The sequence below is a fragment of the uncultured Pseudoteredinibacter sp. genome, assembly GCF_947500695.1.
Classification (GTDB): Bacteria; Pseudomonadota; Gammaproteobacteria; order Pseudomonadales; family Cellvibrionaceae; genus Pseudoteredinibacter.
Genome location: NZ_CANMSS010000020.1, coordinates 1 through 10,181 on the forward strand (window position 1 = coordinate 1; position 10,181 = coordinate 10,181).

Annotated in this window: 13 protein-coding genes and 1 other RNA gene; 10 read left to right on the forward strand and 4 right to left on the reverse strand. The window is 47.0% G+C overall.

Features of this window, described 5'->3' with window-relative positions; all coding sequences use genetic code 11:
• Positions 1–345: 345 nt before the first annotated feature.
• The 4 genes from Q1A08_RS21190 to Q1A08_RS21205 all read right to left on the reverse strand — a co-directional run bounded on the left by Q1A08_RS21190 (position 346) and on the right by Q1A08_RS21205 (position 1,894).
• Positions 346–930 (reverse strand): 5-formyltetrahydrofolate cyclo-ligase, encoded by a 585-nt coding sequence (locus Q1A08_RS21190; RefSeq protein ID WP_299776398.1) that lies wholly within the window; start codon positions 928–930, stop codon positions 346–348.
• 43 nt (positions 931–973) lie between these two features.
• Positions 974–1,151: non-coding RNA, 6S RNA (ssrS, locus tag Q1A08_RS21195), on the reverse strand.
• A 157-nt stretch (positions 1,152–1,308) separates the two neighbouring features.
• Complete coding sequence (locus Q1A08_RS21200) at positions 1,309–1,629, reverse strand: cell division protein ZapA (RefSeq protein WP_299776409.1); 321 nt, start codon at positions 1,627–1,629, stop codon at positions 1,309–1,311.
• Between the two features lie 58 nt (positions 1,630–1,687).
• Positions 1,688–1,894: a TIGR02449 family protein gene (locus Q1A08_RS21205; protein WP_299776399.1), complete on the reverse strand. Its 207-nt coding sequence runs from the start codon at positions 1,892–1,894 to the stop codon at positions 1,688–1,690.
• Between the two features lie 233 nt (positions 1,895–2,127).
• Between Q1A08_RS21205 and Q1A08_RS21210 the strand changes: the two genes are divergently transcribed.
• The 10 genes from Q1A08_RS21210 to Q1A08_RS21535 all read left to right on the forward strand — a co-directional run.
• On the forward strand, positions 2,128–2,718 hold the full coding sequence (locus tag Q1A08_RS21210) for a UPF0149 family protein (RefSeq protein WP_299776400.1): 591 nt from the start codon (positions 2,128–2,130) through the stop codon (positions 2,716–2,718).
• 101 nt (positions 2,719–2,819) lie between these two features.
• Positions 2,820–4,142, forward strand: a complete 1,323-nt coding sequence (gene pepP / locus Q1A08_RS21215; protein ID WP_299776401.1) for a Xaa-Pro aminopeptidase — start codon at positions 2,820–2,822, stop codon at positions 4,140–4,142.
• 32 nt (positions 4,143–4,174) lie between these two features.
• Positions 4,175–5,509: a 2-octaprenyl-6-methoxyphenyl hydroxylase gene (gene ubiH / locus Q1A08_RS21220; RefSeq protein ID WP_299776402.1), complete on the forward strand. Its 1,335-nt coding sequence runs from the start codon at positions 4,175–4,177 to the stop codon at positions 5,507–5,509.
• A complete protein-coding gene (locus Q1A08_RS21225) occupies positions 5,510–6,784 on the forward strand; it encodes an FAD-dependent monooxygenase (protein ID WP_299776403.1) in 1,275 nt (424 codons plus the stop codon).
• 103 nt (positions 6,785–6,887) lie between these two features.
• On the forward strand, positions 6,888–7,052 hold the full coding sequence (locus Q1A08_RS21230) for a hypothetical protein (RefSeq protein ID WP_299776404.1): 165 nt from the start codon (positions 6,888–6,890) through the stop codon (positions 7,050–7,052).
• A gap of 639 nt (positions 7,053–7,691) precedes the next feature.
• On the forward strand, positions 7,692–8,096 hold the full coding sequence (locus Q1A08_RS21235) for a hypothetical protein (protein WP_299776405.1): 405 nt from the start codon (positions 7,692–7,694) through the stop codon (positions 8,094–8,096).
• Positions 8,097–8,618: 522 nt separating this feature from the next.
• Entirely contained in the window at positions 8,619–8,981 is a 363-nt protein-coding gene (locus Q1A08_RS21240) for a 2OG-Fe(II) oxygenase (RefSeq protein WP_299776406.1), read from the forward strand.
• A gap of 114 nt (positions 8,982–9,095) precedes the next feature.
• The gene (locus Q1A08_RS21245; protein WP_299776407.1) at positions 9,096–9,485 is read left to right on the forward strand and encodes a hypothetical protein; all 390 of its coding nucleotides are present in this window, start codon (positions 9,096–9,098) and stop codon (positions 9,483–9,485) included.
• Positions 9,486–9,590: 105 nt separating this feature from the next.
• The gene (locus Q1A08_RS21250; protein WP_299776408.1) at positions 9,591–9,959 is read left to right on the forward strand and encodes a transposase; all 369 of its coding nucleotides are present in this window, start codon (positions 9,591–9,593) and stop codon (positions 9,957–9,959) included.
• 134 nt (positions 9,960–10,093) lie between these two features.
• A partial coding sequence (locus Q1A08_RS21535; RefSeq protein WP_363323558.1) for an IS3 family transposase occupies positions 10,094–10,181 on the forward strand: 88 nt, incomplete at its 3' end.

Genomic DNA, 10,181 nt, shown 5'->3' on the forward strand with positions numbered 1-10,181 from the left:
GGGGTCAGATCCCGTCTAGGTTAAGCCGCTAAAAGCCATCAGCCTCCGCTTTCTTAAAAGAAGTGGGATCTGACCCCTAAATAGGGTTGGCCATGTTTCAGGGGGAGTGCCCTCGAACCGGGGTCAGATCCCGTCTAGGTTAAGCCACTAAAAGCCATCAGCCTCCGCTTTTTTAAAAGATGTGGGATCTGACCCCCTAAATGGGTTGGCTAAGTTTCAGCGAAAGTGTCTTCGAGTCGGGGTTAGATCCCGTCTAGGTTAAGCCACTAAAAGCTATCAGCCTCCGCTTTCTTAAAAGAAGTGGGATCTGACCCCTTTTTTTTGTGGTGCGAGATCGAATTCCAGCTATCGGCTGCCCGCAGCAAAATAACCCTGCTCGGTGATAATCGCGCTCAATGGGATATCCCAGCTTTCGATGGGTAGCTGCTCTACCTCTTGCAGGCTGTGGGCTACCCCAATCAAAGTCGGTTTGCTGTGGCTATGTGCTTTAAAGGCAAAGGCGCGATCATAAAAGCCGCCGCCCATACCTAGGCGGCCGCCATCTCGGCTAAATCCTACCAAGGGCAGTAAGACCAAATCCAATTGCTCGGGTGATGTCAAAGTCGCACTATCGCCGGGCTCGGCAATACCAAAGCGATTGTTCTGCAGCTCACTGTCTTGCTGATATCCGCGAAACTCCATTTGGCTTTCGCTGGTTACTCTAGGTAAGTAGCACTGTTTGCCTTGTCTCCAAATCAACTCGATGCAGGGGCTTAAATCTAACTCGCCATCGCTGGCTAGGTAAGCGGCGATATGTTGGCTTTCGGCAAGCTCGGGCAGCTGCGCAAAATGCTGGCTTAGCTTTTCGGCTGCCGCTTGTTGTTGCTGGGCACTAAGCGATTGACGCTGTTGGCGTAGCTGTTTTCTTAAAGTTGTTTTATCGGCTGACATGGTAGGAGTGTGCGATAGCTGTCTGGGAAAGACAATAGAGGGATAAGGCCCCAGGGCGCCGCGGTCGACTTGGCCTTGAACCCGACGGTTCAAGGTGGGAATTTCTGCGCTGTATTAGGCTTTCCATCGTGTGGACATGCACACCAACAGCGGCGAGAAAAACCCGGTTTCTTCATTATCGGCTCGAGGACTCGTCAACGGGGCGAACACCTCAGGGTTAAGCGAAGTATAGCCCAAGGGAATGGCCATACACAGGGCTTTTTGACTAAGGTCTAGAATTAAAACACTTGTATGGGGCTATTTTATACAAATTGTTTATGGGCGAATCGAGGCGGGGAATTATTGCCCAGAGCAGCCAGCGAACGCCGGCTGGGAAAATTATTTCAGCGCTTTATCAAGCTTATCTGCAAGACGATTAAGCAGCTCTTCATCCAAGCCAGCTTCGGCATCTGCATGACGAGTTTGCAGGCTTAGTAGTTCGTGGCTTAGGTTCAAGGCAACCATTACCGCGATACGTTCAAGGCCAATCACATTACCGTTGGTGCGTACATCACGCATTCTGGCATCCAAGTTGCGGGCAGCCTGCATTAAGGCGTCACGCTCTTCGGGCGGACAGGCGACTTGATACTCTTTGTCGAGTATTTTGACAAACTCTGTTGGGGTTGTGTTGCTCACTGTCCGCTCTCCTTGGGCCGACATCGGTTGGGCACTCATGACCAATATCTTTTACCTGTCTAAATCTCTATGTGTTAGACGCTTAATTAGCGCCAGCTTCCAACTCTTTTAAACGGCCAATCATGGCCTCGACCCGGGTACGGGCCAGTTCGTTCTTTTCAATCAGGCGCGACTTATCGCTTTGCCACTGCTGGCGTTCCTGCTTTAGGACGTCATTTTCCTGCTGTAACAAATGACAGCGCTGGATGAGCAAGTCCAGTTTCTCTTCCAATTGTTTTAGGTCTGTCATAGCTATAATTGGCCTAGTTGAACATGGCTACTATATTGCGCCCGTGGCAGCGGGTCAATCAGTTAAAGCAGTTTGTTAACAGTTTAGTCTATCTTCATAAACTGGCGCACTTTTTTGCGATCAGATGCCCTGTTATAGGCTTAGTAATCACTAGCTTTGTAAGCTGCAATTCGCTTGCCGCGCCGACAAGCGTGCTAGAATGACGCCGTTTTTTAATCGGTATTAGAGAGTTTATGTCCCAGTTATTGAGTTTTGATGAATATTGCGACCTATTGGCCCCCGTTGGCGCCTTAAACAGCCCAGCGGAATTGCACGGCATGCTATGTGGCCAGCTAAGTGGTGGCGCTCGCCCAGGTTTGGCTAAATGGCAGGCCATGGCGTTAGAGTTTCTTGATTTGGTCGATCTCGATGCCGAGCTAATTAGTGCACAATTGCGCCAAGCCATTGCTGAGATGTATACCGGTACGCTGCTGGCCCTAGAAGATGAGGCCATGGGCTTTAGCTTGATACTGCCCGATGAAGATACCGATATGGGCCAGCGTTTGCAGGCCTTGGCCCAGTGGTGCCACGGCTTTTTAACGGGCTTTGGCAGCTCGGGGCTATCGGGTGATCAGAGCTTTAGCCCTGAATCGGCCGAAGCGCTGCGCGATTTCGCCGCGATTGTACAAATCGGTACCGATGAAGAAGATAATGAGCAATCCGAAGCCGATCTGTTTGAAGTTAGTGAGTATGTTCGCATCGCGGCGATCAATCTATTTCTAGAATTTTCACCGCCAAGTCAGAATGAGCAGGCCAAGCCTGGGCCTGGCGGTATGCTTCATTAAAGCTGTGCTTTGTTAAGGTGCGGCGCCTCGTTAAGAGTGCGCACTAAACCTAGCTTATCGAAACAGCATTAAGCCCCAGCTAATAAAAGTAGAAGGAAGTTATGGCAATTAGCCTAGAGGAATATGGCCGTCGTCGTCAGCGTTTAATGGAGCTGATGGAGCCTGATAGTATCGCAATCATCGCAGCGGCTAGTGAGCAGCCGCGCTCGAACGATACCTATTTTCCGTTTCGACAAAACAGCGATTTTTATTATCTGAGTGGCTTTAATGAGCCGGATGCAGTGTTGGCCTTAATCCCAGGGCGAAGTCAGGGCGAATTTGTAATGTTTTGCCGCGATAAGCATCCCGAAAAAGAAATATGGGATGGCTTTCGCTATGGCCCAGAAGGTGTGTGCAAGCATTTTGAAGCCGATGATGCTTTTCCGATCGACGACATCGACGATATTTTGCCGGGCCTAATAGAAGGGCGCACGCGTATTTATTACGCCATGGGGCGCGACACCAATTTTGATCGCCATGTTATGGATTGGGTAAATACCATCCGCTGTAGCCAATCATCAGGAGCAACGCCGCCCGGCGAGTTTCAAGAGCTTGATCATTTATTGCATGAGCTGCGGCTATACAAAAGTGCGGCAGAAATTAAAGTTATGCAAAAAGCCGCTAGCATATCGGCCGAGGCCCATCGTGAAGCCATGATGGCCTGTCGCCCAGAAATGTTTGAGTATCAACTAGAAGCTGTATTGCATCATCGCTTTGCCCAGGAGGGCGCACGATTTCCGGCTTACACCAGTATTGTAGGTAGCGGTGCCAATGCCTGTGTTTTGCACTACGTGGAAAACCAGAAAAAAATGAAAGCTGGTGAGTTGGTGCTAATTGATGCGGGCTGCGAATATCAAAATTATGCCGCCGATATTACCCGCACCTTTCCTGTAAGTGGCTGCTTTAGCCCAGAGCAGCAAGCCATTTATGAAATCGTGTTGGCCGCAAACGAAGCCGCCATTGCCGAGGCCAAGCCGGGCAACCATTGGGATAAGCCCCATGAGGTTTCGGTAGAAATTATTACCCAAGGCTTATTGGATTTAGGCTTGCTAGAAGGCGAGTTAAGCGAGCTCATAGAAACCGCTGCTTATCGACGCTTTTATATGCATCGCGTTGGCCATTGGTTAGGTTTGGATGTACACGATGTGGGCGACTACCGTGTTGATGATCAGTGGCGTTTGCTAGAGCCCGGCATGGTGATGACGATCGAGCCGGGTATTTATGTATCGCCTAGCGATCAACAAGTTGATGAAAAATGGCGCGGCATTGGTGTGCGAATTGAAGACGATGTAGCGATCACTAAAAATCACTGCACCGTTTTAAGTGCCGATGTGCCAAAATCCATAATGGATATTGAAGCCTTAATGGCGGGGCATATGTTGTAGGCGACAGCTTATCGGCTGACAAGAAGAGAAAAATGGCAACACAAAACAATCAAGCAGAGCCTAAAAAACAATACGATATTGTGATCGTAGGTGGTGGCATGGTGGGCATTAGCCAAGCCTTGCTACTATCAGCGCAAAATCCACATTGGAAGATCGCTTTGATCGAGCGTTTTACTTTCCCACAAACTAGCGCCGAAGCACTTTATCAGCCTAGCTTTGATACCCGCGCCACCGCTTTATCCTTAGGTACTGTACAAGTCTTTCAAGCTTTAGGTTTGTGGTCGCAATTGGCCGAGCACCACACCGTTATTAAAACGGTTCATGTTTCTGATCGTGGGCATATCGCCGGCACAGAAATTTGCCACCAAAAACAAGGCGTAGATCTATTGGGCGCAGTAGTCGAGAACGCCTGGTTGGGCCGGGTGCTTTTGTCGGCGCTGCGCGCGCAAAGCAATATTGAAGTGTTTGATAACTGCGAAGTAAATAGCGCCCAAATGCTAGCTGATGGAGCACTGCTAACAGTAAGCCCTAATCAGCTTGAAAACGACAAACAAGCCGAAAATAAAACCCAGCAAGAAAATGACAAAGCTATAAGTATTCATTGCCAATTGCTCTGCCTGGCCGATGGGGGTGATTCTGCATTAGCAGGGCAATTGGGTTTGTATCGCCAAGTGCAAGATTATAAACAGGCTGCCATTATCGCCACGGTAGAGGCCAGCAAAGCGCATCAAGGCGTGGCTTACGAGCGTTTTACTGATCAAGGCCCAATGGCATTATTGCCCTTAGGTGAAAATGATAGCGCCAAGCGCTGCGCATTAGTGTGGACATTGCCCGAAAATGATTTAGAGGCGACACTGGCTTTAAGTGATGCAGAGATATTAGAAAAATTACAACAGCGCTTTGGCTATCGCCTAGGTAAGTTCTGCAAAATTGGTAAGCGTCAAAGTTACCCCTTACAGCTGCAAATGATTAATGAGCAGCTGCGCAGCTCATTGGTGGTATTAGGCAATGCGGCTCATTATTTACATCCGGTAGCTGGGCAAGGTTTTAATTTGGCACTGCGCGATTGCGTGGCATTGGCGGAAGCCTTAAAGCAGGCCGACGAAGAAAAACAATCGCTGGGTGATTTATCGGTATTGCAGCGCTATTTACAAATGCAGCAGCAGGATCAAGATTTAACCGTGAACTTTAGCGATCAAATAGTTAAAGTATTCAGCAGCCAGCAGCTGCCAAAACAACTATTTCGCAGCGCAGGTTTTATCGCCTTGGCTTTGTTTCCTGAGGCGAAAGAGTTTTTAGCAAAGCAAACTATGGGCTTGGCCGGGCGTTTATCAAAGTTTAATGCGGTAAATAAAGGAGTGGCCTAAATGAGCGACGTATACGATATCGCGATTGTTGGAGCAGGCCTAGTAGGCAGTACCGCTGCGGCCGCATTGGCCGAAGCTGTGCCCTCATTAAAATTAATCATGCTGGATGCCGGGCCAGCACCAGTAGCATTGGCTAAACACAAAGCCGCTGCAGGCGTGGATGATTTTGATCCCCGTGTTGTGGCTCTTACTCGCGATTCCCAAACGCTATTGCAAAGTATAGGTGCCTGGCAGCGTGTTGCCGAAAAACGCCTGTGTCCTTACAGCGATATGGAAGTGTGGGATGCCGATGGCACAGCGCGCATAAATTTTGATAGCAGCGAAATACAAGAACCAAACCTTGGCCACATCGTAGAAAACAAACTACTGGTATCCGCCTTAGCAGAGCAGCTTGCAACATACAGCAATGTTGAAACTTGGAACGGCTGCACAGTAAACGATGTAATTGAACATGAAGGGCAGCAAACCCTAGTTGTGAACAAAAAGCCGCTAGATGAAAAAGCGAACTATAAAGACCCAGCGCAGCCATTAGAGGTGAAAACAAAACTGATCTTGGCCTGCGATGGCGCGCAATCACCACTGCGTCAAATTAAAAACATCGCCACCCGCGAATGGGATTATGGGCACGATGCAATTGTAACTACTGTAGAAACCAGTAAGCCGCACCGGGGCTGTGCTAGGCAGCGGTTTATTTCTACCGGCCCGTTGGCGTGTTTACCACTGGCTAGAGATAAGGCCGCGCAAAGCAATAACGAACACTATTGCTCGATCGTTTGGTCTTGCTTGCCCGAGCGTGCCGAAGAGTTAATGGCGCTAGATGACGATAGCTTCGCCAAGGCCCTAGGCGAAGCACTGGAGTTGGAGCTCGGTGAAGTAAAAGCGGTAGCTAAGCGTTTTAGAATTCCACTGCGCCAGCGCCACGCCAAAAAATACATCCAAGCGGGCTTTGCCCTAGCCGGTGATGCCGCCCACACTATCCACCCGCTAGCAGGCCAAGGGGTAAACCTAGGCTTAAAAGACGTTGCTGCATTTGTAGAGCAAATACAATACGCCAGCAATCGCGCAGTGCCACTAAACGATTACTCTATCCTAAGGCGCTACCAACGCCAGCGGATTGGCGATAACCTAAGCATGATGGCCACCATGGAAGGCTTTAAGCGATTATTCGGCAGTAATGACATTAGTGTACGCTGGCTACGCAACGAAGGCGTGCGCAGCTTAAATAATGTATCCATGCTAAAGAATAAAATAGTGCGACAAGCAATGGGCTTGTAAGCAGCCTACAAATGCTTTAACAATTCTTAAGGGCAGCGCCTGTAAAAATACGCTATAAAGTAAGGCAATAAAGATCTGTACAAATAATGCTGAGGTGCCCGCCATGAATACCTTAACCAGAATTGCCTTGTTAATACTGTGCTTCTTCGCTGCCATCGCATGTTATGTATTCGGCATCCCAGCAGGTGGCGCCGTGTTTCTAGTGCTGGGTATCGTCTTTGAAGGTCTATTCTGGATGGGCCTCTTCTCAGGAAAGAAAAAAGCCTAAAACAATATGCCAAAGGCCTTTTGCTATCAGCGAGAGGTCTTTGGGGAAATTCAGCTAGATTTTTTACTTAATTCACCTTCACGCATTCCTATAAATCTCTCTAAGCTACTATTTAGCTCAAGTATTTTCCCTCCTCCTCTTGTGGTTTGAGTACAATTTCTTAGCTTATTGGGGATTCTCTTAGCAGAAATATCTATGCATTCCTCCCGTATGCTAGGTAGGAGATTGATCGTTTTTAGATCAAGGCTGTAATCTTATACAGGTATAATAAATTTCGGCCAAAATACAGCTATTCCTAGTAATTCGGGAATTAACAATTCATAAAAGATAAATGCTATGTAAAACAAAAACCTACAAGCAAAAAACGTCCTTCACAAAAAAGTTACTCACGAGAAAAAGCAAAGTTAAGGCCAACAAATAAAGCTTTAAGCGCCAGGTCTCGTGATTTTGGTATGAATTTTTAAGGCTTGTAAAAACACTTTAAAAACAATAAATTAAAGCTTTAGACAAAGGAATGCAGCCAGGTATTTAAACGGACACCATCCTATTATTTCTGATATCCCCGAATTATTAAGACGCGTCCGCTTTTTGGTTTTATTTACACCTGTCTGTTGAGTAAGCTGTTATGGCTCTATACGTATGAAATTTATCGCGTTGATTTCAGGCTTGCTTCTATTTTGTTCCGTGGATGCGGCTGATATTAGTGAGTGGCTAAAGGATGCTAATCCGCAAGGATACTTCCCAGAAACTGGAGATTACTCAACATATCCAGATGCATGCAATGAGAGCACATGCTTTCATCTGGTTGGGGTGTACTACGTCACCCCAACGAATAAAGGAATGAGAAGGGTAGCGGTGTTTTCAGAAGATGGAAAATATTTGGGTGCTTATTCGGGGTTCAATGAAATGCCGATAAAATTAGTGGGTTTTCAGCTTGTATTTCCTGAGTCAGAGTTTGGCAGCTCTATTAACTTTGATGGAAAGTTGCCTCCAACTAGGGCCTACATTGATGGTGAGTACTTTGAATTTGAGTCCATGCCATAACAAGGGCCAGCACAATCGGAAAATGCAAAAAACGCATTTTCCTGGACTCGCGAAAAACGCTCTCCTGTGTGGTCGGCGTTATGCACCAATATGAACAAAGCTAAGTCATCATTTTCTTGGATTGAAGTACTAATAGCGTTGGCAATAGTGCTCATTATTGGGAGATTTATATGGGCTCAGGAACTTGCCGAGCTTGAAAGTGGTTTCTTCACTGCGCTAGGTTTAAGTGAGTCCGTTAAGTATTTTTTTACAGTGCCATTATTCGCTCTGGTGTTGTATAGCCACTACAAAGCCGGAGCTCGGCAGGTAGAAGGCACGGGGCGTAAAGTAATTAGCCGCCCTGTAATAATATTTGCAGTCGGCTCCCTAATTGTTGTGGCTTTGTATTTGTGGTTATTGAGCAAGTAAATGCATAACAAGAAAATTAACTACGCGCCTGCGGCGCCGGACAGCTTACACTGCGCTTCGCTTCATTACAGCTGCCGGTTATTTGGGCGTTATGTGTAGAGCGAGAATTTCACTTTGAATGGTAAAGAATTTTTATCCAAGCTGTTCCGCTGGGAAAAGGGTCGCCAGAAGACAGGGTATGACAAAATGCTGGTGGGCGGCGGTTTGTGGCCAAACCCATTTGATATGTACATTCTAAGATTCAATGAAGGTCAGGAAATTCCGTCTCACGTGGATCAGGTTAAATCTGGCGAGCATTATCGACTGAACATCATATTAAAATCAGCAAAATCTGGCGGCGAGTTTATATGTAGTGACCCGATCTATGAAAGCAATAGAATTAAGTACTTTCGCTCGGATATTTCACAGCATGCGGTTAGCAAGGTAGTTAAAGGGTGTCGCTATGTACTTAGCATCGGCTGGGTCAAAAACACATAACAAGCGCATGTTGCCGGAATGTCATTACGCAGCTTCGGCTGTGCATGGCTTCGCCATTTTTGCACAGCCAAACCTGCTCCAATCCATCCGTAAATGCGGGCGTTATATCTAAAAATGACTGAACTACCAAATTTCGAAAAATTGCCTTCAATATTAAGCTATGACGAAGTAGCACGGGTGCTATCAAACATAATGGATGTTATTGAGTCAGGTGCGACAATTTCTATTAATGAAGTTGAAGAGCTCTTGAATGAAGGCCTCTTCGCCCTTGAGTACAACCCTAAGGGGAGGTTTGATGAAGCGCTTTGCAATAGAATTACTCGATGGGTCGAGCTAAATTGGCACAGAGGGGATGAGAGTTTTATTGATGGTGCAATTGCTTTATACGTTAATTTTGCTTCGAATAATGCGGCTAGAGAATTCTTCACTCGTATGCTAGAGCAGGAAGAGCGCGCTACGGTAAGAGATGAACTGCGAGACGCATTGGATAATGATCTGTATTAAAGATATAACAAGAAAAGGCAGTAAAGCCCTGCGGGCAGGATGGCTTCGCCACTGATCTGTAACCACTTTCATGGACAGTAATTTTGTCAATGAAAGAGGTATAGTATGGGACAGACCAAAAAGAGAAATTACGATCGATACACGTTAGCGTTCAAGCTCCAGGCCGTTAAGTTGGCCAACCACCCTGACGTTATGTCAAAGGATGTTGCTAGCTCGCTCGACATTCATCCTGTCATGCTTTATCGATGGCAGATGGAGCATCGGCGGGGTGAATTAAAGGAAAATAAAAACATGAAGCCATCAAAGCCTTCCCCCAAAAGAAGGCCTGATAGAACTGACCCAGTTCAGGAAGTAGAAGATAAGCTAAGTGCGGCTGAGAAGAGAATTAAGCAGCTAGAGAAAGAGCTGGCAAACCGAAACGATGAGCTAGATCTACTAAAAAAGGCCGAACGGTTCTTCCAAAGGAAAAAATAAAGCTCTACGAGCTAGTTGAGGAGAACCGGACATTCAAGAGTGTTTGCAGGCTCTGTGACTTACTTGGAGTATCCCGAAGCGGATTCTACGCATGGAGATCAAGAGGTGAGTCAAACAGACTTAAATATGATGGTGTGTTAAAGCGCGCAATCGAAGAGCTGCATCAGGGCTTTAAGAAAACATATGGTGCACGTCGAATACACAGGGAGTTAAAGAATCAAG

What these genes read in the sequence shown, in the direction of transcription:
- pepP (WP_299776401.1), top strand. Translation starts at nt 2,820, where the DNA reads ATGGCAATTAGCCTAGAGGAATATGGCCGTCGTCGTCAGCGTTTAATG.
- Q1A08_RS21230 (WP_299776404.1), top strand. Translation starts at nt 6,888, where the DNA reads ATGAATACCTTAACCAGAATTGCCTTGTTAATACTGTGCTTCTTCGCT.
- Q1A08_RS21210 (WP_299776400.1), top strand. Translation starts at nt 2,128, where the DNA reads ATGTCCCAGTTATTGAGTTTTGATGAATATTGCGACCTATTGGCCCCC.
- Q1A08_RS21225 (WP_299776403.1), top strand. Translation starts at nt 5,510, where the DNA reads ATGAGCGACGTATACGATATCGCGATTGTTGGAGCAGGCCTAGTAGGC.
- Q1A08_RS21245 (WP_299776407.1), top strand. Translation starts at nt 9,096, where the DNA reads ATGACTGAACTACCAAATTTCGAAAAATTGCCTTCAATATTAAGCTAT.
- Q1A08_RS21200 (WP_299776409.1), bottom strand. Translation starts at nt 1,629, where the DNA reads ATGTCGGCCCAAGGAGAGCGGACAGTGAGCAACACAACCCCAACAGAG.
- Q1A08_RS21190 (WP_299776398.1), bottom strand. Translation starts at nt 930, where the DNA reads ATGTCAGCCGATAAAACAACTTTAAGAAAACAGCTACGCCAACAGCGT.
- Q1A08_RS21250 (WP_299776408.1), top strand. Translation starts at nt 9,591, where the DNA reads ATGGGACAGACCAAAAAGAGAAATTACGATCGATACACGTTAGCGTTC.
- ubiH (WP_299776402.1), top strand. Translation starts at nt 4,175, where the DNA reads ATGGCAACACAAAACAATCAAGCAGAGCCTAAAAAACAATACGATATT.
- Q1A08_RS21235 (WP_299776405.1), top strand. Translation starts at nt 7,692, where the DNA reads ATGAAATTTATCGCGTTGATTTCAGGCTTGCTTCTATTTTGTTCCGTG.
- Q1A08_RS21205 (WP_299776399.1), bottom strand. Translation starts at nt 1,894, where the DNA reads ATGACAGACCTAAAACAATTGGAAGAGAAACTGGACTTGCTCATCCAG.